The following is a 25,598-nucleotide window of genomic DNA, read 5'->3' as shown; positions in this document are numbered from 1 at the left end:
AGGGGCGCGGAGGCCGGATCTACGCGAGCGCGGCCATCACGTCGCGCTCGAACAGCTCGATGCCGTCCTGCTCGAACGCGACCTCCGGCATGTAGGCGATGAGCGTGCCGAGCCCCGCCTCGCGCAGCGCGCCGACGTGGTCGACGACCTGCTGCGGCGTGCCGACGACGGCGCCGCGGGTCGAGAAGCCGGTGCCGGCGTGCTCGGCCGGCATCGCCGAGTCGGCCCGGGCGTTCACCTCGTCGACGACGCGGCGCGCCTCGGCCTCGGTCTCGCGCACGACGATGTTGAGGTTCGACGTCAGCCGCACCTCCGCCGGGTCGCGGCCCTCCTTCTCGAGGTGGCCGAGCAGCACGTCGCGCTTGCGCGCGAACTGCTCGGGGCTGCCGCCGAAGTTGGTGGCATCCGCCCACTTCGCCGCGTAGCGGAGCGTGCGCTGCTCGCCGCCGCCGGCGATCCAGGTGGGGATGCGGGGGCGGCCGTCGCGGCCGCGCTGCAGCGGCTGCGGCCGGCAGATGGCGCCGTCGACCGTGAACGTCTGCGACTCGAGCGTCGCCTCGCCCTCCGCCCAGAGCCGCTGGATGATCTGCACGCCGTCGCGGAGCGCCGAGATGCGGTCGCCGACGCCGGGGAAGCCGTAGCCGTACGCGCGCCACTCGTGCTCGTACCAGCCGGCGCCGATGCCGAACTCGAGCCGACCGCCCGAGATGAGGTCGACGGTCGCGGCGATCTTCGCGAGCAGCGCCGGGTTGCGGTAGCCCATGCACGTGCACATCTGGCCGAGTCGCACGCGCGACGTGCTCGCGGCGAGCGCGGCCATGAGCGTCCACGCCTCGTGCGTCGCCTCATCGGTCGGCTGCGGTGTCGTGTGGAAGTGGTCGTAGACCCAGATGGAGTCCCACGCGCCGGCGTCGGCGCGCCGGGCGACGTCGAGCATCCGCCCCCACTGCTCGGCGGGGTCGATGCCGACGAGGTCGAGGCGCCAGCCCTGCGGGACGAAGAGGCCGAATCGGAGTGCGTCTGTGGTCATCCCGCAAGCCTACGGCGGCTCCCGCCGGTGACGTCCAGCGGCATGCGGCATCCTCGGCGCATGCCGCCCGATCGCCCCCTCCCCCCGCTCCGGCCCGCTGCGGTGGCCTACGAGGAGGGGCGCGCCGGTCGGCAGCAGCTCGGGCTCGCGGTCGCCGGGGCGCTGTTCGTCGGGGTGACCGCGTTCGGCGTCTGGACGGTGGTCGCGAGCCAGCAGCAGTACCCGGGCAGGCCGGAGGCGGTGCTCGGCACGGGGTTCGGCGCGCTGTTCGCGCTGCTCGGCGCCGCGGTCGCGCTCACCGCGCTCGGCGTGCTCCGCCGGATCCGGCGATGGGCGCGATCGCCACGACCGCTGCTGCTGCTCGACGACGCCGGCATCGCGGGCGCCGAGGGCGAGCGGGTCGCGTGGCAGCAGGTCGCGAGCATCGAGGTGCGCGCGGACGGCCCCACGCCGCCGCCCACGAACCGCGTCGCGCAGCTCGACCCCGGCCACAGGATGGCCGTCGCGGTGCGGGGCGGGCTCGACCGCACCGCCGGCCGCTCGTCCGGGCTGCGCGACGGCCGGCGCTCGGTGCGCGTGCTGCTGCACGACGGCAGCGACCGCTGGCACGACCTCACGCTCCCCGTCGGGCCGGAGCGCTTCGCATCCGTCGCGCTCGCGATCGCCGAGCACGCGCAGCACCGCGGCGTGCCGGTGGCCCTGCCGCGCTGAGCGGACGGCCGACGCCGAGGACGGCAGCCGCGCTGCCCCGTTGACCGGTCGCGGATCCGGGAGGACGATGGCGCCGAGCGGCGCCCTGATGGCGGCTCGCGGAGGCCGACATGCGCGATGCGGTGGTGGAGCCCATGCCGGCGAGCGCGCCGCACGCCGCGCATCCCGCCGCGGCTGCGGCCATCGGCGCGCTGGTCGGTCTCACGTGGGCCGCCGCGCTGCGGGCGTACATGGTGACGATCGCGGGCCCGGGGTCGTCGTTCACGTGGTGGACGCTCATCGCCATCCTGCTGCCGGGCGCGATCGCGGGCGCGTGCATCGGCGTCGCGCACGCGCGCCGCGCGCGAGGGCGCGCGTGGCTGCTCGGCTTCGCCCCCTTCGCGTTCACCGCGCTGACGATGCTGGAGCCGGGCGCGCTCACCGCGCTCGTGACGACCGGGATCGGCGGGGGCGCGATCGCCGTGCCGGCCGCGCTGGTGCTGGGCGGGTTCGGTCTCGGCACGATCGGCCCGCGTGCGGCGCGCATCCCGTGCCTCGTGCTGGCGGTGCTCCTCGCCGCCGGCTTCGCCGCCGCGGTGCCGCTCGCGGATGGCCCCGCTGTCGCTGCGACGACGGCGCGGGGCGCGTGGGCGATCCTGCTCGCCGCTGGGCTGCTGCTGACCGGGATGCTGGGCACCGCGCTCGCGTTCCGGCGCGACCGGCGGGCCTGACGCACGAGGCGTCCGAGCGCCGCGGCGCGCGCCGGGTGCACGAGGGGCCGCCGGGTGGACGAGGGGCCGCCGGGTGCACGAGGGGCGCCTGCGGCGCAGCTCAGTGCGCGGCGGCGTCCCAGTTCGGGCCGACCCCGACCTGCACCTCGAGCGGCACCGACAGGTCGGCGGCGCCGCCCATCTCGGCGCGCACGATCGCCTCGAGGGCCTCGCGCTCCCCTGTCGCGACCTCGAACACGAGCTCGTCGTGCACCTGCAGGAGCATGCGCGAGCCGAGGCCCTCGTCGATGATGCGCCGGTCGATCGCGATCATCGCCCGCTTGATGATGTCGGCCGCCGAGCCCTGGATCGGCGAGTTCAGCGCCTGCCGCTCGGCGTTCTCGCGCAGCACGCGGTTCGACGACGTGAGGTCGGGGAACGGGCGGCGGCGGCCGAAGATGGTCGTCGTGTAGCCGTCGTCCTTCGCCTGCATCACGACGCCGCGCAGGTAGTCGCGGATGCCGCCGAAGCGCTGGAAGTAGTCGAGCATGAGCTGCTTCGCCTCGGCCTGCGTGATGCGCAGCTGCTTCGAGAGCCCGAACGCGCTCAAGCCGTACGCGAGGCCGTAGCTCATCGCCTTGACCTTCACGCGCTGGAGCGCCGTGACCTCGCTCGGGTCGACGCCGAAGATGCGCGAGCCGACGAAGCGGTGCAGATCCTCGCCCGAGAGGAACGCCTCGATGAGGCCCTCGTCGCCCGAGAGGTGCGCCATGATGCGCATCTCGATCTGCGAGTAGTCGGCGGTGAGCATCGTCTCGAACTCGGGGCCGTGCACGAACGCGGAGCGGATCTCGCGGCTCACCTCGGTGCGCACCGGGATGTTCTGCAGGTTCGGGTCGTTCGACGAGAGGCGGCCGGACGCGGAGCCGGTCTGGTCGTAGCGGGTGCGGATGCGCCCGTCGTCGTGGATCGCCTTGAGCAGCGACTCGATGATCTGCGCGAGCTTCGTCGTCTCGCGGTGCTGCAGCAGCAGCCCGAGGAACGGGTGCGGGTTCGTCTCCTGCAGGTCGGCGAGCGACTGCGCGTCGGTCGAGTAGCCCGTCTTCGTCGCCCGCGTCTTCGGCATGTCGAGCTCTTCGAAGAGCACGCTCTGCAGCTGCTTGGGGCTGCCGAGGTTCACCTCGCGCCCGATCACGCCGTACGCGGCCTCGGCGTGGCCGGCCGCCTGCTCGCGCATCTGGTCGAGGATGCGCTGCAGCACGTCGCGGTCCATGTGCACGCCCTGCTGCTCCATCCGGATGAGCGCGGGCATGAGCGGCAGCTCGATGTCGTCGAGCACGCCGAGCGTGCCGGGGTCGAGCCGCGGCCGCTGGGCTCGGGCGAGCTCACCGGTGAGCCACGCGACCGTGCCGAGCTCCTCGGGCTCGATCTCGGGCACGAGCTGGTTCGGGTCGGGCGCCGGCAGCGTCGCGCCGAGCAGCGCCTCGGTCTGCCAGTCGAGCTCGAAGGTCTTCGGGGGCGCGGTCGGCGTCTGCAGCCATGCGGCGACGCGCGTGTCGTGCGCTGCGCCGCCGAGCGCGAGGCCGGCGCGCTCGAGCGCCTTCTTCGACGCCTTGACGTCGTGGAGCGCCTTCGGGGCGTCGGACGCGAGCCAGGCGGCGAATCCGTCGTAGTCACCGGTGCCCGCCTTGTAGGGCACGTAGGCGCTCGCGCCCTCGGTCGCGACGCCGAATCCGGCGATGCCGCCGACGCCGTCGTGGGCGATCGAGACGGCGACCGTCCCCTTCGCCCGCGACAGCCACAGGTCGAGCTCCTCGTCGACGAGCTTCTGCACGGCGGGCGCCTGCACCTCCGGCTCGAGCGCGGCGACGGCCTCGCCGCTGCCCTCCTGCTTGAGCACGCGGTCGAGCAGCGTGCGGAACTGCAGGCGCTGGAAGACCTCGCGCAGCTTCGCCTCGTCGACCTGCCCGCGCGTGAGCTCGTCGGGCGTCACGCCGAGCTCGACGTCGGTGAGCAGCTTGTTGAGCCGGCGGTTGCGCTCGGCGCGCTCGCGCTGCTCGCGCAGGTTGTTGCCGACCACGCCCTTGATCTCGTCGGCGTGCGCGAGCAGGTTCTCGACGGTGCCGTACTGCGTGATCCACTTGACGGCCGTCTTCTCGCCGACCTTGTCGATGCCGGTGAGGTTGTCGCTCGTCTCGCCGACCAGGGCGGCGATCTCGGGGTACTGCTCGGGCTCGATGCCGTAGCGCTCGCGCACCGTCTCGGGCGTGTAGTGCTTGAGCTCGGAGACGCCCCGCACCGACGGGTAGAGCAGCGTGACGTCGTCGTTGACGAGCTGGATCGTGTCGCGGTCGCCGGAGACGACGAAGACGTCCATGCCCGCCTTGCGGCCCTCGACCGAGAGGGTCGCGAGGATGTCGTCGGCCTCGTAGTCCTCCTTCGAGATGGTGCGCACACCCATCGCGTGCAGCGCCTCCTCGAGGAGCGGCACCTGGCCCTTGAACTCCTTGGGCGTCTCGTCGCGGGTGCCCTTGTACTCGGCGTACTCGCGGGTGCGGAACGAGAAGCGCGAGATGTCGAAGGCGACCGCGAGGTGCGTCGGCTTGTGGTCCAGCAGCAGCTTGAGGAGCATCGACAGGAACCCGTGGATGGCGTTGGTGTGCTGCCCCTCCGAGTTGACGAAGTTCTCGAGCGGCAGGGCGAAGAACGCCCGGAACGCGAGGGAATGGCCATCGATGACCATGAGGGTAGGCTTCGTGTCCGACACGGTGGCCAGCCTAGCCGCCGCATCCGACACCACCTCCGGGAGCCCACGTGACCCAGCTCGACGCCCAGACGCAAGCGGTGCTCGATGCGCAGGGCGAGGTGCCCGGCGGCGAGCTCTCGGCGCGGATGGGCATCGAGTTCGTGAAGCTCTCGGCCGAGCACTCGATCGCGCGGATGCCGGTCGACGGCAACCGGCAGCCGGCCGGCTTCGTGCACGGCGGCGCGTACTGCGTCATCGCCGAGAGCCTCGGCTCGATCAGCGCGAACATCCACGCGGGCGAGGGCGGCTACGCCGTGGGCGTCGACATCAACGCGACCCACACGCGCTCGATCACGAGCGGCTGGGTCAACGCGGAGTGCAAGGCGGTGCACCTCGGGCGCTCGATGACGGTGCACGAGATCGTCTGCACCGACGACGACGGCAACCGCGCCTCGACCCTCCGCATCACGAACTTCATCAAGCGCCACCCGAGCGCCTAGCCCGCTCCTTCCCGTACGAGCGGTCACTCCGGAGCCTGAGTGTTCACTCCCGAATCTGAGTGGTCACTCCGGAGCCTGAGCGGTCACTCCGGAGCCTGAGCGGTCACTCCGGAGCCTGAGCGGTCAAACCAGAGCCTGAGCGGTCACTCCGGAGCTCGAGCGGTCACTGCCGAGCGCGAGCGGTCACTGCCGAGCGCGAGAGGTCACGACCTCACGCGTCCATACGCGGCCTGAGGGAGATCGCTCAAGCAGCGCTCCAGGAGGAGGAGCGCGCGTACGCGGCCACGATCCCCCGCAGGAGCTGCTGTCCGCCGTCGAGCAGATCGTCCTTCGTGACCACGATGATGTGCCAGCCCAACGCCCGCAGCTTCTCACGGCGGATGCGATCGCGCTCCTGCTGGGCAGGATCCGTGTGATGCTCGCCGTCGTACTCCACGCCCAGCTTCAGGCGGGGCCAGCTGAGGTCGAGCCGCGCGACGAACATGCCCGTCGCGTCGAACACCTCATGCTGGAGCACCGGCGCGGGCAGCGCGCCGATGATCAGGAGGCGCAGCAGGGATTCGCGCGGCGATTCCGACCCGACGCAGACGAGCGCCAGCGCTCGCCGAGCCAGGTTGAGCCCACGGGCTCCCTCGTAGCGCCGCAGCGCATCCGTCAAGTCCTGGACCGTGAGCGGATCACGCCGCTTCGTCGACACCAGCCAGTCCCCGACCGCGACCAGCTCCTCGAGGCTCAGCATTGTGGCCAGGTGCACGAACGTGTCGGCTCTCGCTTCCACCCGCAGCCCGTCGACATCCTCCACCGCAGACTTGAGGCGGTGGCCGACGACGCCGGGCCGTCGCATGCGGGAGCCGCCAGTCGGAGATGCGAGGTGGACTCTGGCCTCCCGCTCGAACCGCGACGGCAGCGGCATGCCATGGATGCGCGCAGCGGTCGTGTGGCAGAAGAAGCTGTCCTGCCGCGCGAGCACGCGAACTGCCTCGAGCAGGGCTCGCGCCTCGTCGCCGACGGCCGCGGTGATGCGGGCGCCGCGGGCCGGTCTCATGAACGCCATCGAGCGCAGCTCGGCTGCGGTGTAGCCCCGCTCCAGGCCTTGCCGGATCGTGAAGCCGTGCGGACTCTCCATGCGGAGGATGATGCCTGCAGCGCTGCAGCCCGGCGGGCGATTGCGGTCCCGGCTGTGGAGAGACGCGGTGCTCAGCGGATGCCCACCCAGCGCGCTGATGACCGCGGGCATGGGAACGACCGATCGCAAGCGGCTCGCGCACGGTGACGACCCTCACCGGCGAGCGTGACCACTCGCAGGCGGGGATGACCGCTCACGGGTGGGAGTGACCACTCATGCGCGGGGATGACCACTGACGCGCGGGGATGACCACTCACGGACGGGAGTGACCGCTCACGGGCGGGAATGACCACTCACGCGGGGGAATGACCACTCACGCACGGGAATGACCACTCACGGGCGGGAATGACCACTCACGCGCGGGAATGACCACTCACGCGCGGGAATGACCACTCACGCGCGGGCGCGACCACTCGCGGTCGGGGAGGACGCGGCGGGCTACTTCTTGGGGGCGCCGAGCTGCTCGATGACGGCCTGCGCGACCTCGGCCATCGTGAGGCGGCGGTCCATCGACGCCTTCTGGATCCAGCGGAACGCCTCGGGCTCCGCGAGGCCCATGCGCTGGTTGAGCAGGCCCTTCGCGCGGTCGACGAGCTTGCGCGTCTCGAAGCGGTCGGCGAGGTCGGCGACCTCGCTCTCGAGCGTGCGGATCTGGTCCCAGCGGGCCAGCGCGATCTCGATCGCCGGCAGCAGGTCGTTCTGCGTGAACGGCTTCACGACGTAGGCAAGCGCCCCGGCCTCGCCGGCGCGCTCGACGAGCTCCTTCTGGCTGAAGGCCGTGAGCAGCACGACGGGCGCGATCTTCTCGGCGCTGATGCGCTCGGCCGCGGTGATGCCGTCCATCTTCGGCATCTTCACGTCCATGACGATGAGGTCGGGCTTCAGCTCCTTCGCGAGCTCGACCGCGCGCTCGCCGTCGCCCGCCTCGCCGATCACGTCGAAGCCGGCGGCCTGGAGCGTCTCGACGATGTCGAGGCGGATGAGCGACTCGTCCTCGGCGACGAGCACGGTGCGCGAGGTGGAGGGCGTCTCAGCAGGTGCGGACCCGAGCTCGGGCTCGGCGAAGAGGTCGTCGGTCATGAGCACTAGCCTAGTGTTCGGTCGAGGCGGGCTCCGCCTCGACGAGAGCCGGTGTGGCGGAATCGGCAGACGCGGCGCACTCAAACTGCGCTTCCGCGAGGAGTGTGGGTTCGAGTCCCACCACCGGCACGTGACATCGAAGGGCTCAAGCCAGCGTCAGCCGGCTCGAGCCCTTCGATGCGAGGTCGAGCAGCAGCCCGACGGTCCGCCTGCTACCCCTCGGCGGGGTGCGGCGCCGAGGGGTGCGGCACCTGGATGCGGCGCAGGCCGTGGTAGGCCGGCACGGCCTCGGCGTGCACGTCGCCGACGCGGTGGATGCGCAGGTCGTTCGTCGAGCCGGACGTGCCGGGGGGCATGCCGGAGATGACGACCACCTTCTCGCCGACGGCCACGAGGCCCTCGCCGATGAGCACGTCGTCGACCTGGGCGATCATCTCGTCGGTGTGCGTGACGCGGTCGACCAGCCGGGTGTTCATGCCCCAGATCATCTGCATCCGGCACTCGATCTCGGGGTCGGGCGTGAAGCCGAACATCGGGATCGCGGGCCGCAGCCGCGACATGCGGCGCGCGGAGTCACCGGACTCGGTGAAGACGACGATCGCCTTCGCCTCGACGAAGCTCGCGACCTCCATCGCGGCGAGCGTCACGGCGCCGCCCTGGGTGCGCGGCTTCGTGCCGAGCGGCGGGATGCGGCCGAGGCCCATCTCCTCCGCTGCGGAGACGATGCGCGCCATCGTCTCGATTGTCGTGATCGCGTGCTTGCCGACGCTCGTCTCGCCCGAGAGCATCACGGCGTCCGCGCCGTCGAGGATCGCGTTGGCGCAGTCGCTCGCCTCGGCGCGGGTGGGGCGCGAGTTCTCGATCATCGACTCGAGCACCTGCGTGGCGACGATGACGGGCTTCGCCCAGCGGCGGGCGAGCTCGACCGCGCGCTTCTGCACGAGCGGCACCTGCTCGAGCGGCAGCTCGACGCCGAGGTCGCCGCGGGCGACCATGATCGCGTCGAACGCGTCGATGATGTCGGCGAGGTTGTCGACCGCCTGCGGCTTCTCGATCTTCGCGACGACGGGCAGCTTCCTGCCCTCCTCCGCCATGATCTCGTGCACGCGCACGATGTCGGAGGCGTCGCGCACGAACGAGAGCGCGATGATGTCGGCGCCGAGGTCGAGCGCCCACCGCAGGTCGGACTCGTCCTTCTCGCTGAGCGCCGGCACGTTCACGGCGACGCCGGGCAGGTTGATGCCCTTGTTCGAGCTCACCGGGCCGCCGACGACCACCTCGGTGATCACGTCGGTCTCGGTGACCTCGAGCGCGCGCAGGGTGATGCGGCCGTCGTCGATCAGCAGCGGGTCGCCGGGCTTGACATCGGCCGGCAGGCCCTTGAAGGTCGTGCCGGCGCGCTGGCCGTCGCCCTCGACCTCGTCGGTGGTGATCGTGAAGCGCTCGCCCTCGACCAGCTCGAACGGGCCTCCGGGGATCTTGCCGAGGCGGATCTTCGGGCCCTGCAGGTCGACCAGGATGCCGACCGGCATGTGCAGCTCGTCAGAGGCGCGGCGGATGTTCGCGTACACCTCCTCGTGCACGCTGCGGTCTCCATGGCTGAGGTTCATGCGCGCGACGTTCACGCCGGCCGCGATCGCGGCCTTCGTGTGCTCGTAGCCGGCGAGGGCGGGCCCCCACGTCGCGACGATCTTGGCTCGTCTCATCGGGTTCTCTTTCCGTTTTCGCGCCGCCTGGGTGTTCGGCGCGGACGCCCCCATCCTTCCAGAGGGAGGCGTCCGCTGCCGACGTGCGCGGCTCGGTAGGAGCGGCGTGGCGTCAGACCGCGGCGAAGGGCCGGTCCGTGGCGCGCACGGGGGCCGGCAGCTCGGTCGAGCCCTCGAGGTAGGCGTCGACCGCTGCGGCCGCGGCGCGGCCCTCGGCGATCGCCCACACGATGAGCGAGGCGCCGCGACCGGCGTCGCCCGCCACGAACACGCCGGGCGCGTCCGTCGCGAAGTCGGGGCGCCGCTCGGGCACGCCGCGCTGGAACGGGACGTCGAGCGCCTCGCCGATCGAGGCGTCCGCGCCGGTGAAGCCGAGCGCGAGCAGCACGAGGTCGGCAGGGATCTCGCGCTCGGTGCCGGGCTTCGGGCGGCGCACGCCGTCGACGATCTCGGTGTCGGCGACGAGCAGCGCGCGCACCTCGCCGGCCTTGTTCGCGAGGAACTCGACGGTCGAGACGAGGTAGTTGCGCTCGCCGCCCTCCTCGTGGCTCGACTGCACCTCGAAGATCGCCGGGTGCACGGGCCAGGGCTGGTGCTCCGGGCGCTCCGACGGCGGCTGCACGCCGATCGCGAGGTTCGTGACCGAGACCGCGCCCTGGCGGTGCGCGGTGCCGATGCAGTCGGCGCCGGTGTCGCCGCCGCCGAGGACGACGACGTGCTTGCCGGCCGCGGTGATCTGGTGCTCCGGCGTCGTGCCCGCGACCGCGCGGTTCTGCTGCACGAGGTAGTCCATCGCGAGGTGCACGCCGTCGAGCGAGCGGCCGGGGATCTCGAGCTCGCGCGCGACGGGCGCGCCGGTCGCGATCACCACGGCGTCGAAGCGGGCGCGCAGCTGCTCCCACGTGAGGTCGCGGCCGATCTCGACGCCCGCGCGGAAGCGGGTGCCCTCGGCGGTCATCTGCGCGAGGCGGGCGTCGAGCTGCCGCTTCTCGAGCTTGAAGTCGGGGATGCCGTAGCGCAGCAGGCCGCCGATGCGGTCGTCGCGCTCGTACACGGCGACCGTGTGGCCGGCGCGCGTGAGCTGCTGGGCGGCCGCGAGCCCTGCGGGGCCGGAGCCGACCACGGCGACCGTCTTGCCGGTGAGGCGGGCCGGGGGGTGCGGCTCGGTCCAGCCGTTCGCGAACGCCTCGTCGGCGATCGACTGCTCGATCGACTTGATCGTCACGGCCGGCTGGTTGATGCCGAGCACGCACGACGACTCGCACGGCGCCGGGCAGAGCCTGCCGGTCAGCTCCGGGAAGTTGTTCGTCGCGTGCAGGCGGTCGCTCGCCGCCCTGCCCTCGCTGCGCCAGGTGAGGTCGTTCCACTCCGGGATCAGGTTGCCGAGCGGGCAGCCCTGGTGGCAGAAGGGCACGCCGCAGTCCATGCAGCGGCCCGCCTGCCGGCGGAGCACGGCCTTGTCGCCGGGCTCGCCGATCTCGCGCCAGTCGAGGATGCGCACGGGCACCGGGCGCTTCTTCGGGAGCTCTCGCTCCGTCACCTTCAGGAATCCACGAGGATCAGCCACCGGTCACCTCCAGGATCTGCCGCCAGATGTTGTCCGAATCGGGGTCGACGCCCTGCCGCTCCGCGTCGAGGCGGATGGATCGCACCATCGCCCAGTCGCGCGGCACGAGCTTCGAGACGCGCTGCAGGCCGCGCTCGAGCAGGGCCTCCGCGACGGTCGAGCCGGTCAGCTCGACGTGGCGCGCCAGGATCGCGCGCAGCTCGATCTCGTCCTCCTCGTCGAGCTGCTCGACGCGGAGCTCGCCCTGGTGCCACGCGTCCTGGTTGAGCAGGCGCTCGTCGAGGTCGAGCACGTAGGCGATGCCGCCCGACATGCCGGCACCGATGTTGCGCCCGGTCGAGCCGAGGATCACGGCGATGCCGCCGGTCATGTACTCGAGCGCGTGGTCGCCCACGCCCTCGCAGACCGCCGTCGCGCCGGAGTTGCGCACGAGGAAGCGCTCGCCGACGATGCCGCGCAGGTAGAGCTCGCCGCTCGTCGCGCCGTAGCCGATGACGTTGCCGGCGATGACGTTCTCCTCGGCGACGAGCGCCGCGCCCTCCGCGGGCTGCACGGTCACGAGGCCGCCGGAGAGGCCCTTGCCGACGTAGTCGTTCGCGTCGCCGTGCAGGCGCAGCGCGATGCCGCGCGGCACGAAGGCGCCGAGCGACTGGCCCGCCGAGCCGCGGAGCGTCAGGTCGACGGTGCCGGGCTCGAGGCCCTCCGCACCGGCGTGCAGCGTCACCGCGTTGCCGAGCATCGTGCCGACCGCGCGGTCGGTGTTGGCGATCTCGAGGTCGAGCACGAGCCGCTCCCCCGCCTCGAGCGCGCGTCGCAGCGGCTCGAGCAGTCGGGTGTCGAGTTGCTGCTCGAGCTCGTGGTCCTGCTCGGTCGTGCGGCGCGGCGCGCCGAGCGCGCCCTGCGGCTGCGCGAGCACGGGTGCGAGGTCGAGCCCGTCGGCCTTCCAGTGCGCGACGGCGTGGTCGACCTCGAGCAGGTCGCCGCGGCCGATCGCCTCGTCGAGGCTGCGGAGGCCGAGCGACGCGAGCAGCTCGCGCACCTCCTGGGCGATGAACTCGAAGAACTGGACGACGAACTCCGGCTTGCCGGTGAAGCGCTGCCGCAGCACGGGGTTCTGCGTCGCCACGCCCACCGGGCAGGTGTCGAGGTGGCAGACGCGCATCATGATGCAGCCGGAGACGACGAGCGGCGCCGTGGCGAAGCCGAACTCCTCCGCGCCGAGCAGCGCGCCGACGATGACGTCGCGGCCGGTCTTCAGCTGGCCGTCGACCTGCACGCTCACGCGCTCCCGCAGGCCGTTGACCATGAGCGTGTGCTGCGTCTCGGCGAGGCCGATCTCCCACGGCGTGCCCGCGTGCTTCAGCGAGTTCAGCGGGCTCGCGCCCGTGCCGCCGTCGTGGCCGGAGACGAGCACGACGTCGGCCTTCGCCTTCGCGACGCCCGCGGCGACCGCGCCGATGCCGGACTGCGAGACGAGCTTCACGTGCACCCGCGCGGCCGGGTTCGACCGCTTGAGGTCGAAGATCAGCTGCTTGAGGTCCTCGATCGAGTAGATGTCGTGGTGCGGCGGCGGCGAGATGAGGCCGACGCCGGCGGTCGCGTGCCGCGTGCGAGCGACCCACGGGTACACCTTCTGCGGCGGCAGCTGGCCGCCCTCACCGGGCTTCGCGCCCTGCGCCATCTTGATCTGGATGTCGTCGGCGTGCGTGAGGTACATGCTCGTCACGCCGAAGCGGCCGGACGCCACCTGCTTGATCGCGCTGCGGCGCTCGGGGTCGAGCAGCCGGTCGACGTCCTCGCCGCCCTCACCGGTGTTGGACTTCGCGCCCAGCCGGTTCATGGCGATCGCGAGCGTCTCGTGCGCCTCCTGCGAGATCGAGCCGTAGCTCATCGCGCCGGTCGAGAAGCGCTTGACGATCGACGCGACCGACTCGACCTCGTCGAGCGGCACGGGCGTCGCGCTCTCGCGCAGCCGCAGCAAGCCGCGGAGCGTCTTGAGCTCCTCCGCCTGGTCGTCGACCATGCGGGTGTACTCGCGGAACACGTCGTAGCGACCGGTGCGCGTCGAGTGCTGCAGCTTGAAGACGGTCTCGGGGTTGAACAGGTGCGGGGCGCCGTCGCGGCGCCACTGGTACTCGCCGCCGGTCGTGAGCCGCTCGTGCGCGATCGGCGCCCGCTCGTCCGGGTAGGCGGAGCGGTGGCGGAGGCGGTTCTCCTCGGCGATCACGTCGAGGCCCACGCCGCCGAGCGGCGAGTGCGTGCCCGTGAAGTAGCGGTCGACGACGTCGCGCGAGAGCCCGATGGCCTCGAACGCCTGCGCGCCGCCGTAGGCGCCGACGGTCGAGATGCCCATCTTCGACATGATCTTCGTGACGCCCTTGCCGAGCCCCTTGATGACGTTGCGAACGGCGGTGTCGACGTCGGCGCCCAGCTGGCCCGAGAGCGCGAGCTGCTCGGCCGTCTCCATCGCGAGGTACGGGTTCACGGCGCTCGCGCCGTAGCCGATGAGCAGCGCGACGTGGTGCACCTCGCGCACGTCGCCGGCCTCGACGACGATGCCGACGCGCATCCGCGTGGATGCCTTGATGAGGTGGTGGTGCACCGCGCTCGTCATGAGCAGCGTCGGGATGGGCGCGAGCTGGTCGGTCGAGTCGCGGTCGGAGAGGATGACGAACTGGGCGCCCTCGGCGATCGCCTCGTCGACCTCGCGGCACATCGCGTCGATGCGTCGCTCCATGGCCTCCGGCCCGTCCTCGACCCGGTAGAGCCCCTTGACGACGACGGTGCGGCGCGAGCCGGGCGTGCGGTCGATCGAGCGGATCTTCGCGAGCTGGTCGTTGTCGATCACCGGGAAGTCGACGATGATCTGGCTCGCGTGCGACGGCGTGGCCGTGAGCAGGTTGCGCACCGGGCCGATGCCCATCGTCATGCTCGTGACGATCGACTCGCGCAGCGAGTCGAGCGGCGGGTTCGTCACCTGGGCGAACGCCTGCTTGAAGTAGTCGAACAGCAGTCGCGGGCGGTCGGACAGCGCCGCGATCGGAGTGTCGGAGCCCATCGCGCCGAGCGGCTCGGCGCCGGTCTTCGCCATCGGGGCGATGAGGATCCGCACCTCCTCCTCGGTGTAGCCGAAGGTGCGCTGGCGGCGCACGACCGACGCGGCGGTGTGCGCGACGTGCTCGCGGTCCGGCAGGTCGGCGAGGTGGATGCGGCTCGACTCGAGCCACTCCCCCCACGGCTCCATGGCGGCGAGCTCGCGCTTGACCTCCTCGTCGGGCACGAGCCTGCCGGCCTCCGTGTCGACGAGGAAGAGCCTGCCGGGCTGCAGGCGGCCGCGGCGGACGACGCGGCTCGGGTCGATCGGCAGCACGCCGGTCTCGCTCGCGAGCACGACGAGGCCGTCCGAGGTCTCGAGCCAGCGCCCCGGGCGCAGGCCGTTGCGGTCGAGCGTCGCGCCGACGATCGAGCCGTCGGTGAAGCTGATCGCGGCCGGGCCGTCCCACGGCTCCATGAGCAGCGAGTGGTACTCGGCGAAGTCGCGCAGGTCCTGCGGCATGTCGGGCTGGTTCTCCCACGCCTGCGGGACCATCATCATGATCGCGTGAGGCAGCGAGCGGCCCGCGAGGGTCAGCAGCTCGAGCACCTCGTCGAACGACGCGGAGTCGCTCATGCCGGGCGTGACGATCGGCTTGAGCGGGCGCAGGTCGCCGAGCAGCTCGCTCGCGAGCTGCGACTCCCGGGCGCGCATCCAGTTGCGGTTGCCCTCGACGGTGTTGATCTCGCCGTTGTGCGCGATCATGCGCATCGGCTGCGCGAGCGGCCAGGACGGGAACGTGTTCGTGGAGTAGCGCGAGTGGACGATCGCGAGCTTCGTCTCGAAGCGCGGGTCCGAGAGGTCGGGGTAGAACGGCTCGAGCTGGAGCGTCGTCACCATGCCCTTGTAGGTGATGGTGCGGCTCGACAGCGACGGCAGGTACTCGCCGACCTCGCGCTCGATGCGCTTGCGCAGCCGCCAGGCGAGCCGGTCGAGCTCGATGCCGGCGACCGGCGAGCCGGCGGCGCTGACGAAGAGCTGCTCGATCGCGGGCATGGCGCCGCGCGCGAGCTTGCCGAGCGCGTCGGGCGCGATCGGCACCTCGCGCCAGCCGAGCACGCGCAGGCGCTCCTGGCCGGCGATCTCCTCGATCCGGGCGCGCGCGGCGGCGCGCTCGGCGGCGTCGAGCGGCAGGAACGCGAGCCCCGCGGCGTAGGCGCCGGCGGCGGGCAGCTCGAAGCCGACCACCGCGCGCAGGAACGCGTCGGGCATCTGCGTGAGGATGCCGGCGCCGTCGCCGGTGCCGGCGTCGGAGCCGACCGCGCCGCGGTGCTCGAGGTTGCGCAGCGCGTCGAGCGCGAGCGCGACGATGTCGTGGCCCGCGGTGCCGCGGGTGGTGGCCACCATCGCGAGGCCGCACGAGTCCCGCTCGTGACGCGGGTCGTACATGCCGGTCGCGGGGGGCATCGCCGCGCCCCGGATGGGGGCGGCGGGGTTCGGACGCTCGCTGGATGCTCGCATCGTGCTCCTCTGCTCTCGCTGTGGGAGCGGGACGCCGTCGGCCCGCGGCGCGCCGGAAGGCGCGTGACTATCTCGTGGCGGCCGCGGGATGAGCGGCGGGCTCGGCGTCGTCCTGGGTGCGGGACTCCGGGAGCTCGGTGTAGACATCTGAGTCTACGCCCTCCTCGGCACCGGGCTCGCGCCCGGGCTGCCAGGGCGACGGCTCGAGGCCGGGGTGGCGGCGGGTCTGCACGATCCAGACGACCACGCCGAGCGCGATCGCGAGGAACGCCATCCACACGTTCGTGCGGATGCCGAGGAACAGCTCGGACGGGTCGAGGCGGATCGTCTCGAACACGGAGCGGCCCAGGCCGTACCAGACGAGGTAGAGCGCGACGAGGCGGCCCCACTGCACGTCGCGCTTGCGGTCGAGCCACAGCAGCACCGCGGCGCCGAGCACGTTCCAGAGGATCTCGTACGCGAACGTGGGGTGGAAGAGCGTGTCGGCGGGCAGTCCGACCGGGAACGCCTGGTTCGACGCCTCGATCTCGAGGCCCCACGGCAGGCCGGTCGGCTGACCGAAGAGCTCGTGGTTGAACCAGTTGCCGAGCCGGCCGAATGCCTGGGCGAGCAGCAGGCCGGGGGCGAGCGCGTCGGCGAAGGTCGTGAAGCGCACGCCGGTCTGCCGGCAGCCGAGCCACACGCCGAGCGCGCCGCCGATGAGGGCGCCGAAGATCGCGATGCCGCCCTCCCAGATGTACAGGGCGGTCATCGGGTCGCGGCCCGCGCCGAAGTAGTCGTCCGGGTGCGTCGCGACGTGGAAGATGCGGGCGGCGACGATGCCGAGCACCACGGCCCAGACGGCGATGTCGACGACGTAGCCGGCCTCGACGCCGCGCTGGCGCAGGCGCCATCCGGTGAGCAGCGTCGCGACGACGATGCCGGCGAGGATGCAGAGCGCGTAGGTCTGGATGCCCCAGGTCGGACCGACGATGCGCAGGAACATCGCGAGGATGATGCCGGTCGCGAGCGCGCCGATGAGCGTCCACGCGGCATCGCGCTTCGAGAGGCCGCTGGTGAGCGCGCGCACGAGCAGCGCGACGACGGCGATGACGAGGCCGAGCACGACGCCGAAGAGCACGGCGCGGAGCACCGAGCCCTGCACGAGCGGCAGCACGCCGATGGCGTCGAGCCACGCGCCGAGCGGCACCTGCTGCCACTCGGGGCTCGGGCTCGGGATGCTCTGGAAGACGGTGGTCACGCGGAGGCGTCCTTCTGTCGGCTGGACGAGGCGGTGCTCGACGGTGCGGTGGCCGCGGCGTCGGCCGGGCCGCCGTCGAGTGTACCGGCGGCGAGGGACGCGGCGAGCTCGCGGACGGCGGGCACGCCCCCGGCGCCGAGCGCGCGGACGAGCGCGGAGCCGACGATCGCGCCGTCGGCGTAGGTGAGCACGTCGCGCACCTGGTCGGCGGTGGAGATGCCGAGGCCGACGCAGCGCAGCGCCGTGGTGCCGGCCGCGGCCGCGCGTGCGGCGATGCGGTCGGCGAGCGCCCGCGCGGCGTCGTCGACGTCGGTGCGGGCGCCGGTCGTGCCCATGGTCGAGACCGTGTACACGAAGCCGCGCGAGGCCTCGACTGCCCGGTCGATGCGCGCGTCCGACGACGACGGCGCGGCGAGGAAGACCCGGTCGAGGTCGTGGCGCTCGGCTGCGGCCAGCCACTCGGCGGCGTTCTCGGGCGTGAGGTCCGGGGTGATGAGTCCGGCGCCGCCTGCCGCGGCGAGCTGCTCGGCGAACCGGTCCACGCCGTAGCGCAGCACCGGGTTCCAGTAGGTCATGACGAGCACCGGCGCGCTCGTGCGAGCGGTGATGGCGGCGACGGCCTCGAAGACCTCCTCGAGCCGGAAGCCCCGCTCGAGCGTCGACTGGGTCGCCGCCTGGATGACGGGGCCGTCCATGCCGGGATCGGAGTACGGCACGCCGAGCTCGATCGCCGTGCAGCCCGCCTCGGCGATCGCGACGGCCGCCTCGATGCTGGTGGCGAGGTCGGGGAAGCCGACCGGGAGGTAGCCGATCAGGGCGCGCCCGCCGCTCGCGCGGATGGCGTCCTCGGTCGTGATGCGCGCGGTCACTGCTGCCTCGCGTCCTCGTCGAGCACGTCGAACCAGCGGCCCGCGGTCGCCACGTCCTTGTCGCCGCGGCCCGAGAGCGAGACGAGCAGGGTCGAGCCGGGCTGCTCGCGCGCGAGCCGCATCGCACCCGCGATCGCGTGCGCCGACTCGATGGCGGGGATGATGCCCTCGGCGCGCGTGAGCGCGAGGAACGCCTCCATGGCCTCCGCGTCGCTCACCGGCTGGTACTCGGCGCGGCCGATGTCGTGCAGCCACGCGTGCTCCGGGCCGACGCCCGGGTAGTCGAGGCCCGCGGAGATCGAGTGCGACTCGAGGGTCTGGCCCTCGCCGTCCTGCAGGAGGTACGTGCGCATGCCGTGCAGCAGCCCGGGCTCGCCGCGCTCGATCGACAGCGCGTGGCGCTCCGTGTCGGCGCCGTCGCCGGCCGCCTCGAGGCCGATGAGCCGCACGTCGGCGTCGTCGAGGAACGCGTGGAAGATGCCCATCGCGTTCGAGCCGCCGCCCACGCACGCGAGCACGGCATCCGGCAGGCCGCCGGTCATCGCGATGGTCTGCTCGCGCGCCTCCTCACCGATGGCGCGGTGGAAGTCGCGCACCATCTCGGGGAACGGGTGCGGGCCCGCCACGGTGCCCATGAGGTAGTGGGTCGAGTCGACGTTCGCGACCCAGTCGCGGAGGCCCTCGTTGATGGCGTCCTTGAGGGTGCGGGAGCCGCTCGTGACCGGCACGACCTCGGCGCCGAGCAGGCGCATCCTCGCGACGTTGAGCGCCTGGCGCTCGGTGTCGACCTCGCCCATGTAGACGACGCACTCCATGCCGAACAGCGCCGCCGCGGTCGCGGTCGCGACGCCGTGCTGGCCGGCGCCGGTCTCGGCGATGAGGCGCGTCTTGCCGAGCCGCTGCGCGACGAGGGCCTGCCCGAGCACGTTGTTGATCTTGTGGCTGCCGGTGTGGTTGAGGTCCTCGCGCTTCAGCAGGATGCGCGCTCCCGCCTGCTCGCTGAGGCGGCTCGCCTCGGTGAGCATCGAGGGCCGGCCGGTGTAGTCGCGCGAGAGGCGCGCGAACTCGGCCTGGAACTCCGGGTCGACCTTGCACGCCTCGTAGCACGCGGCGAGCTCGTCGATCGCGGCCATGAGCGGCTCGGGCATGAAGACGCCGCCGTACCCGCCGAACCAGGGGCCGTGGTGGTCGCGCAGCGAGGCTGCCGGTGCTTCGGTCATGCTGCTCTCCCGAACTCTGCGACGCGCGACTCGGGGTCGCCGTCGGTGACGAGGGCTTCGCCGACGAGCACGGCGTCGGCGCCGTCGCGCCGGTACCGCGCGACGTCGGCCGCGCTCTGCACACCCGACTCCGCCACGGCGACGACGCCGTCGGGGATGCGCGCGCGGAGCTCCGCGAAGCGCTCGGGGTGCATGGTGAAGGTCTTGAGGTCGCGCGTGTTGACGCCGAGGATCCGGGCGCCGGCCTCGAGCGCCGCGTCGATCTCGTGCTCGTCATGGACCTCGACGAGCACGGACAGGCCCAGCTGCGTCGCGAAGCGGTGCAGCTCGGCGAGCCGGGCGGGCTCGAGCGAGGCGACGATGAGCAGCGCGAGGTCGGCGCCGAACGCCCTCGCCTCGAGCAGCTGGTACTCGTCGGCGATGAAGTCCTTGCGCAGCACCGGCACCGACACCGCGGCGCGCACCGCGCGCAGGTCGTCGAGCGAGCCGAGGAACCGGCGCTCCTCGGTGAGCACGCTGATGGCGGTCGCGCCACCCGCCTGGTAGCGCGCAGCGAGCGAGGCGGGCTCGGGGATGTCGGCGAGCGCGCCCTTCGACGGGCTCGCGCGCTTCACCTCGGCGATGATGTGCGGGCCGTCGGAGTCGGGCTTGGGCGTGCCGAGGATGGCGGCGGCATCGAGGGGCGTCGGCGTCTGGAGCGCGATCGACTCCAGGCGGTCGGCGGGCAGCGCGGCCCGGCGCCGCGCAGCGTCCTCGAGCGCGCCCGCGGTGAGCGCGTCGAGCACGGCCTAGTGGCCCTGCGGGCCGAAGCCGGCGCGGTTCAGGATCGGCCAGAGGATGATGCCGACGACGAGCAGGCCGGCGCTCGCCCACACGAGCAGCGGCATGTCGAGGAAGAAGAAGAGGGTGCCGAGCGTGAAGGCGACGATCATCACGAGCACGCTGGCCCAGGCTGCGCGCGAGTGGCCGTGGCCCGGGTCGCCGAACGACTCGTCCTGCTCGGTCATGCTCAGCTCAGCTGCGTGCTGCTCGGTGATGCCGGTGCGTGCGCTCACGATGCTCCTCGGGTCGATCCTCCGGCGCGCTGGCGCGCCACCTCCCCAGTCTACCGAGTCGGGTCGTCGCCGTCGTCCATGACATCCCAGGCGAGGCCGGAGCCGCTGCGCTCGTAGCGGGCGGCTCGGCGTGCGCGCGCGGGCCAGCGACGCGCCGTGATGAGGACCCAGACGCCGACGGCGGCGGCGACGATGCCTGCGGCGATGCCGACGAGCGGCCACGCCGTCGTCGCGGTCGCCGTGAGCTCCGCCTGCTGGGCGGTGCCGGCGAGCCCGGTCGCGTCGGCGACCAGCGTGGTGAGCGCGCCCGCGACGCCGGCCTGCGCGCCGCCGGCGTGGACGGCGAGCAGCGCGCCGAGCAGCAGCGCGAGCGCGCCGAGCACGAGCCGCCACACCTTCCCGGCGATCGGCAGCACGAGCGCGAGCGCGACGGTCGCGAGCGACAGCGTCGTCATCGCGCCCGCGACGTCCTGCCCGGCGACCGCGAGCACGCGGCCGTCGAGCAGCGTCGCGCTCCCCCACGTCTGCGTGGCGGCGAGCAGTCCCATCGCGCCGGCGAGCAGCAGCCCCAGCACGGCCGCGACGCGCGCGCTCATGCGCCTCGGCGCATCGAGGATGCGACGGCGACCGCGCGCAGCGGCGCAGCTGCCTTGCTGCGCACCTCCTGCAGCTCGGTCTCCGGGTCGCTGTCGGCGACGAGCCCGGCGCCCGACTGCACGTGCGCGACGCCGTCGCGCATCGTCACGGTGCGGATGGCGATCGCGAGATCCGCGTCGCCGGCGAGGTCGAGCCAGCCGACGACGCCGCCGTACACTCCGCGCTGCGCGGGCTCGAGCTCGTCGATGATGGCGAGCGCGCGCGGCTTCGGCGCGCCCGAGAGCGTGCCCGCCGGGAAGGTCGCGCGGAACGCGTCGACGGCGGTCGCGTCGTCCCGCATCCGGCCCTCGACGGTCGAGACGATGTGCATGATGTGGCTGAAGCGCTCGATCGCCATGAGCTCGGTGACGGCCACCGTGCCGGGCACGCACACCTTCGCGAGGTCGTTGCGGGCGAGGTCGACGAGCATGACGTGCTCGCTGCGCTCCTTGGGATCGGCGAGCAGCTCGTCGGAGAGCGCGCGGTCGGCGACCGCATCGGCGCCGCGCGGGCGGCTGCCGGCGATCGGATGCATCGTGGCAGCGCCGTCGTGCACCGTCACGAGCGCCTCGGGGCTCGACCCGACCACTGCGTAGGGGGCGCCCGCGGCGTCCTCGAGCGAGAGCAGGTAGAGGTACGGCGAGGGGTTGAGCATGCGCAGCACGCGGTAGACCTCGAGCGGGTCGGCGTCGGTCTCGAGGTCGAAGCGCGCCGAGAGCACGACCTGGAAGACGTCACCGTCGACGATGTGCTGCTTCGAGGTGCCCACCATCGCGCGGAACTCCTCGGCGCTCACACGCGCGCTGGGCTCGGGCGCGGCATCGCGGTCGAGCACGGCGAGCGAGCCGACCTCCGGTCGGGCGAGCTCGGCCTCGAGCGCGTCGAGCCGCGACTGCGCGTCGTGCCACAGCGCATCCGCGTCGTCGACGCCGTCGTGCAGCACGTTCGCCACGAGGTGCGCGGCACCAGTGCGGTGGTCGAGCACGACGAGCGTGGCCACGAGCGACATCGCGATCGCGGGCACGTCGACCTCGCGCGGCGGCGCGTCGGGGAGCCGCTCGAGCTCGCGCACCGCCTCCCAGCCGATGTGGCCGACGAGGCCGCTCGTGAGCCGCGGCAGGCCGTCGATGCGCGGCGTCGCCCAGCGGTGCAGCACGTGCTCGATGGTGTCGAGCCCGGTGCTCGGGGCGTCGTCGCCGAGCAGCCGCTCCGTCGTGACCGTCTCGGAGCGCCAGCGCACCTCGCCGCGGTCGGCGGTGAGCTGCCCGAAGGATGCGACGCCCACGAACGAGTAGCGGCTCCAGACGCCCTGCTGGGCAGACTCGAGCAGGAAGGTGCCCGCGCGGCCCGCGGCGACGCGGCGGTAGACGCCGACGGGCGTCTCGGCGTCGAGGAACACCTCGCGCACCACCGGCACCACGCGGTGGTGCGGCAGCAGCGCGTCGAAGGCGGCGCGATCGGTGGTCGTCACGCGTCGTCCCGATCGGTGCGCGGCGCGGCCGCCTGGCCGGTCTGCGTGGGCACGGTCTGCATCGGCACCGGCGTGAAGAAGCACGAGCGCGCGCCGGTGTGGCACGCGGGGCCGGTCTGGTCGACGCGGACGAGCAGCGCGTCGCCGTCGCAGTCGAGCGCGATCGAGCGCGGCACCTGAATGTTGCCGGAGGTGTCGCCCTTGCGCCAGTACTCCTGGCGCGACCGCGACCAGAACGTGACGCGCCCCTCGGTCGCGGTGCGCCGCAGCGCCTCCTCGTCCATGTAGCCGACCATGAGCACGTCGCCGGTGGCGTCGTCCTGGATGACGGCGGCGACGAGGCCGTCGGCGTCGAGCTTGAGGGCCGGCAGCCGGCCGTCCGCGATCGCCGGTGTCGTGGGGACGTCGCTCATCGGACCGTCACCCCTGCCTCGCGCATCGCGGCCTTGACCTCGCCGATCGTGCACTGGCCGCTGTGGAAGATGCTCGCGGCGAGCACCGCGTCGGCGCCCGCGGCGACGGCCGGGGCGAAGTGCGCGGGGCCACCGGCGCCGCCGGAGGCGATCACCGGCGTGGTCGCGACCGCGCGCACCGCGGCGAGCAGCTCGAGGTCGAAGCCCTCCTTCGTGCCGTCGGCGTCGATCGAGTTGACGAGCAGCTCGCCGACGCCGCGCGCGACGCCCTCGCTCGCCCACGCGAGCGCGTCGAGGCCCGCACCCCGGCTGCCGCCGTGCGTCGTGACCTCGAAGCCGGAGGGCTGCGACGACGAGCGGCGCACGTCGAGCGACAGGACGAGCACCTGCGAACCGAAGTCGGCGACGATGCGGTCGATGAGCTCTGGGTCGCGGATCGCGGCGGAGTTGACGCCCACCTTGTCGGCGCCGTGCGCGAGCAGCCGCGCGACGTCGTCGCGGCTGCGCACGCCGCCGCCGACTGTGAGCGGGATGAAGATCTGCTCGGCGGTGCGCTCGACGACGTCGAGCATCGTGCCCGCGTCGTCGACCGTCGCCTTCACGTCGAGGAACGTCAGCTCATCCGCCCCCTGCGCGGCGTACCGCGCGGCGAGCTCGACCGGGTCGCCCTGGTCGGTGAGGCCCTGGAACTGCACGCCCTTGACGACGCGGCCGTGCGCCACGTCGAGGCACGGGATGACCCGGGTGGCGAGCGTCGACGTGGCGGTCATCAGCTGCGCCGGCATCAGATGCGCGCGGCGTGGATGCGCGTCACGATGATCGCGCGCGCGCCCACGTCGGCGAGCGCGTCCATGATCGCGTTCGTCTCGGCGCGGCGCACCATCACGCGCACGGCCGCCCACTCGGGGTCGTGGAGGGGGCTCACGGTCGCGCTCTCGAAGCCGGAGGCGACGCGGATCGCGGCGTCGAGGCGCGAGCGCTCGATGTCGTAGTCGACGAGCACGAAGTCGCGTGCGACGATCACGCCGTCGAGCCTGCGCTTGAGGGTCGCGAGGCCCGGCGCGTCGCGGCCGCTCGTGATGAGCACCGCCTCGCTCGACAGGATCGGGTCGCCGAAGACCTCGAGGCCCTGGGCGCGCAGCGTTGCGCCGGTCTCGACGACGTCGGCGACGGCATCCGCGACACCGAGCCGCACCGCGGACTCGACGGCGCCGTCGAGGCGCACGAGCGTCGCCTCGACGCCGAGCGACGCGAGGTGCTGCTCGACGAGCACGGTGTACGACGACGCCACTCGGGCGCCGGCGAGGTCCTGCACCGACCCGAAGCGGCCGGCCTGACCGGCGAAGCGGAACGTCGAGCGCGCGAAGCCGAGCCCCTGCACCTCGGTCGCGGGCGAGCCCGAGTCGAGCAGCAGGTCGCGGCCGGTGATGCCGACGTCGAGCGCACCGGAGCCGACGTAGGTGGCGATGTCGCGGGGGCGGAGGTAGAAGAACTCGACCTCGTTGCGCGCGTCGACGGAGATGAGCTCCTTCGCGTCGCGGCGGCCGCGGTAGCCGGCCTCCTCGAGCATCCAGGCGGCCGTCTCGGCGAGCGAGCCCTTGTTGGGCACGGCGATCTTCAGCATGGCTTCCTCAGGTCTCTGACGGGTGTGGGGATGCGCGTCAGAGATGTCGGTAGACGTCCTGCAGGGTGATGCCCTTCGCCAGCATGAGCACCTGCAGGTGGTACAGCAGCTGCGAGATCTCGAGCGCCGCGTCCTCGTCGGTCTCGTGCTCCGCCGCCATCCAGACCTCGGCGGCCTCCTCGACGATCTTCTTGCCGATCTCGTGCACGCCGGCGTCGACGGCCGCGACGGTGCCGGATCCCTCACGGCGCTCGGCGAGGGTGCGCTCGAGCTCCCCGTACAGCTCGTCGAAGGTCTTCACCGCTCCAGGCTACCGGGCTGGAGCATGCCCGCCTCCCGCAGCGCGTCGATGCGCGCGGCCGGATCGGCGTGGCCGTACACCGCGGAACCGGCGACGAAGACGTCGGCGCCCGCGGCCGCAGCGATGGGCAGCGTGTCGTCGGTGATGCCGCCGTCGACCTGCAGCGCGAGCTCGATGCCGAGCTCGTCGGCGCGGTCGCGGAGCTGCCGCAGCTTGGGCATCATGTCGGCCATGAAGGCCTGGCCGCCGAAGCCGGGCTCGACGGTCATGACGAGCACCATGTCGAACTCGGGCAGGTGCTCGAGCACCCGGTCGATGTGCGTGCCGGGCTTGACGGCGATCGCGGAGCGCGTGCCGCGAGCGCGCAGCTCGCGCGCGATCGCGACGGCGTCGCGGGTGGCCTCAGCGTGGAACGTGACGGAGTCGACGCCGTCGATCGCGTACTGGTGGGCCCACGTGTCGGGGTCGTCGATCATCAGGTGCACGTCGAGCGGCAGGCGCGTGACCTCGGCGATGCGCTGCACCATCGGCAGCCCGAACGTGAGGTTCGGGACGAAGTGCGCATCCATGATGTCGACGTGCACGCCGTCGGCCGTCGCGATCTTCTCGAGGTCGCGCTCGAGGTTCACGAAGTCGGCCGACAGGATGCTGGGGTGGATCCTGACCATGGGTCCAGCCTAGCCGCGGGGGCGGGCGGGGGCGGTCGAGGGGCGTGCGGGGGTGGTCGGGGACGCTGGTGGGCGTTGTCGGGGTGCTCGGAGCGTGCGGTGGCGATTCCGGGATGGTCGGGAGCTGCGGTGGTCGTCGTGCTTCAGTCGGGGTGGGAAGGCCGGGACGGGAGCGGGGCGGCCGGGTCGGGCGCTCGGTGGTCGTCTCGCAGGCGGTTCCGTCGACGGATTGCACGGATGTGTTGCTCTGGAGGGGGCGGAACCGCAGATCGGTGCAATCTCTGGGTCGCCCCGCGGCGGTTCGGTGGAGGGGGTACCGATGTGCCGCTTCAGGCGGGGTTCGAACGACACATCGGTGCCCATTTCGGCCTGATCCACGCGAGGCGTGCGC

Annotated in this window: 22 protein-coding genes and 1 tRNA gene; 4 read left to right on the top strand and 19 right to left on the bottom strand. The window is 72.7% G+C overall.

Translation table 11 applies throughout. The features are described 5' to 3' along the window. Positions 1 to 19: 19 nt before the first annotated feature. Positions 20 to 1,030, bottom strand: coding sequence for an LLM class F420-dependent oxidoreductase (locus tag ABIB37_RS11935; RefSeq protein WP_354260636.1), 1,011 nt, complete (start codon positions 1,028 to 1,030; stop codon positions 20 to 22). A gap of 60 nt (positions 1,031 to 1,090) precedes the next feature. Between ABIB37_RS11935 and ABIB37_RS11930 the strand changes: the two genes are divergently transcribed. Next, positions 1,091 to 1,741, top strand: a complete 651-nt coding sequence (locus ABIB37_RS11930; protein WP_354260634.1) for a hypothetical protein — start codon at positions 1,091 to 1,093, stop codon at positions 1,739 to 1,741. 110 nt (positions 1,742 to 1,851) lie between these two features. After that, positions 1,852 to 2,451, top strand: coding sequence for a hypothetical protein (locus ABIB37_RS11925; RefSeq protein WP_354260632.1), 600 nt, complete (start codon positions 1,852 to 1,854; stop codon positions 2,449 to 2,451). 100 nt (positions 2,452 to 2,551) lie between these two features. Here the strand turns inward: ABIB37_RS11925 and polA are convergent, their stop codons facing one another. Then, positions 2,552 to 5,173: a DNA polymerase I gene (polA, locus tag ABIB37_RS11920; RefSeq protein WP_354260630.1), complete on the bottom strand. Its 2,622-nt coding sequence runs from the start codon at positions 5,171 to 5,173 to the stop codon at positions 2,552 to 2,554. Between the two features lie 149 nt (positions 5,174 to 5,322). On the opposite strand from polA, the gene ABIB37_RS11915 reads away from it, so the two are divergent. After that, the gene (locus ABIB37_RS11915) at positions 5,323 to 5,676 is read left to right on the top strand and encodes a PaaI family thioesterase (protein WP_123698583.1); all 354 of its coding nucleotides are present in this window, start codon (positions 5,323 to 5,325) and stop codon (positions 5,674 to 5,676) included. A 244-nt stretch (positions 5,677 to 5,920) separates the two neighbouring features. On the opposite strand, the gene ABIB37_RS11910 is transcribed toward ABIB37_RS11915, so the two are convergent. Together ABIB37_RS11910 and ABIB37_RS11905 are read right to left on the bottom strand one after the other, a co-directional pair. Next, positions 5,921 to 6,802: a hypothetical protein gene (locus ABIB37_RS11910; protein ID WP_354260628.1), complete on the bottom strand. Its 882-nt coding sequence runs from the start codon at positions 6,800 to 6,802 to the stop codon at positions 5,921 to 5,923. Between the two features lie 438 nt (positions 6,803 to 7,240). Beyond that, positions 7,241 to 7,882, bottom strand: a complete 642-nt coding sequence (locus ABIB37_RS11905; RefSeq protein WP_123697953.1) for an ANTAR domain-containing response regulator — start codon at positions 7,880 to 7,882, stop codon at positions 7,241 to 7,243. A 47-nt stretch (positions 7,883 to 7,929) separates the two neighbouring features. On the opposite strand from ABIB37_RS11905, the gene ABIB37_RS11900 reads away from it, so the two are divergent. Further along, positions 7,930 to 8,011 (top strand) — tRNA-Leu (locus ABIB37_RS11900). Positions 8,012 to 8,094: 83 nt separating this feature from the next. On the opposite strand, the gene pyk is transcribed toward ABIB37_RS11900, so the two are convergent. The 15 genes from pyk to rpe form a co-directional block, all read right to left on the bottom strand. Beyond that, positions 8,095 to 9,588 (bottom strand): pyruvate kinase, encoded by a 1,494-nt coding sequence (gene pyk, locus ABIB37_RS11895; RefSeq protein WP_354260626.1) that lies wholly within the window; start codon positions 9,586 to 9,588, stop codon positions 8,095 to 8,097. Between the two features lie 112 nt (positions 9,589 to 9,700). Next, entirely contained in the window at positions 9,701 to 11,155 is a 1,455-nt protein-coding gene (locus ABIB37_RS11890) for a glutamate synthase subunit beta (RefSeq protein ID WP_354260624.1), read from the bottom strand. After that, positions 11,148 to 15,710 (bottom strand): glutamate synthase large subunit, encoded by a 4,563-nt coding sequence (gltB, locus tag ABIB37_RS11885; protein ID WP_502914051.1) that lies wholly within the window; start codon positions 15,708 to 15,710, stop codon positions 11,148 to 11,150. The genes ABIB37_RS11890 and gltB overlap by 8 nt, the downstream gene beginning before the upstream one ends. A 67-nt stretch (positions 15,711 to 15,777) precedes the next feature. Then, complete coding sequence (gene lgt / locus ABIB37_RS11880) at positions 15,778 to 16,695, bottom strand: prolipoprotein diacylglyceryl transferase (protein WP_354261613.1); 918 nt, start codon at positions 16,693 to 16,695, stop codon at positions 15,778 to 15,780. Between the two features lie 251 nt (positions 16,696 to 16,946). Further along, positions 16,947 to 17,819, bottom strand: a complete 873-nt coding sequence (trpA, locus tag ABIB37_RS11875; protein ID WP_354260622.1) for a tryptophan synthase subunit alpha — start codon at positions 17,817 to 17,819, stop codon at positions 16,947 to 16,949. After that, entirely contained in the window at positions 17,816 to 19,039 is a 1,224-nt protein-coding gene (gene trpB, locus ABIB37_RS11870) for a tryptophan synthase subunit beta (protein WP_354260620.1), read from the bottom strand. Before trpB ends, trpA begins: the two co-directional genes overlap by 4 nt. Further along, the gene (gene trpC, locus ABIB37_RS11865) at positions 19,036 to 19,824 is read right to left on the bottom strand and encodes an indole-3-glycerol phosphate synthase TrpC (RefSeq protein ID WP_123697958.1); all 789 of its coding nucleotides are present in this window, start codon (positions 19,822 to 19,824) and stop codon (positions 19,036 to 19,038) included. The genes trpB and trpC overlap by 4 nt, the downstream gene beginning before the upstream one ends. Before the next feature lie 3 nt (positions 19,825 to 19,827). After that, on the bottom strand, positions 19,828 to 20,046 hold the full coding sequence (locus tag ABIB37_RS11860; RefSeq protein ID WP_354261611.1) for a DUF6704 family protein: 219 nt from the start codon (positions 20,044 to 20,046) through the stop codon (positions 19,828 to 19,830). Between the two features lie 98 nt (positions 20,047 to 20,144). Continuing rightward, entirely contained in the window at positions 20,145 to 20,690 is a 546-nt protein-coding gene (locus ABIB37_RS11855) for a Trp biosynthesis-associated membrane protein (RefSeq protein ID WP_354260618.1), read from the bottom strand. Continuing rightward, positions 20,687 to 22,201 (bottom strand): chorismate-binding protein, encoded by a 1,515-nt coding sequence (locus tag ABIB37_RS11850; protein ID WP_354260616.1) that lies wholly within the window; start codon positions 22,199 to 22,201, stop codon positions 20,687 to 20,689. The genes ABIB37_RS11855 and ABIB37_RS11850 overlap by 4 nt, the downstream gene beginning before the upstream one ends. After that, a complete protein-coding gene (hisI, locus tag ABIB37_RS11845) occupies positions 22,198 to 22,614 on the bottom strand; it encodes a phosphoribosyl-AMP cyclohydrolase (protein ID WP_354260614.1) in 417 nt (138 codons plus the stop codon). The genes ABIB37_RS11850 and hisI overlap by 4 nt, the downstream gene beginning before the upstream one ends. Continuing rightward, positions 22,611 to 23,384: an imidazole glycerol phosphate synthase subunit HisF gene (gene hisF / locus ABIB37_RS11840; protein ID WP_354260612.1), complete on the bottom strand. Its 774-nt coding sequence runs from the start codon at positions 23,382 to 23,384 to the stop codon at positions 22,611 to 22,613. Before hisF ends, hisI begins: the two co-directional genes overlap by 4 nt. A 14-nt stretch (positions 23,385 to 23,398) precedes the next feature. After that, the gene (gene hisG, locus ABIB37_RS11835) at positions 23,399 to 24,238 is read right to left on the bottom strand and encodes an ATP phosphoribosyltransferase (RefSeq protein ID WP_354260610.1); all 840 of its coding nucleotides are present in this window, start codon (positions 24,236 to 24,238) and stop codon (positions 23,399 to 23,401) included. Between the two features lie 37 nt (positions 24,239 to 24,275). After that, positions 24,276 to 24,539 carry a phosphoribosyl-ATP diphosphatase gene (locus ABIB37_RS11830; protein ID WP_123697963.1) on the bottom strand — a complete coding sequence of 88 codons (264 nt, stop codon included), beginning with the start codon at positions 24,537 to 24,539 and terminating at the stop codon, positions 24,276 to 24,278. After that, on the bottom strand, positions 24,536 to 25,207 hold the full coding sequence (gene rpe / locus ABIB37_RS11825) for a ribulose-phosphate 3-epimerase (protein WP_123697964.1): 672 nt from the start codon (positions 25,205 to 25,207) through the stop codon (positions 24,536 to 24,538). Before rpe ends, ABIB37_RS11830 begins: the two co-directional genes overlap by 4 nt. Positions 25,208 to 25,598: the final 391 nt, after the last annotated feature.

Source organism: Agrococcus sp. UYP10 (genome assembly GCF_040547205.1).
GTDB lineage: Bacteria > Actinomycetota > Actinomycetes > Actinomycetales > Microbacteriaceae > Agrococcus > Agrococcus jenensis.
This window is presented reverse-complemented; position numbering and strand designations above follow the sequence as displayed.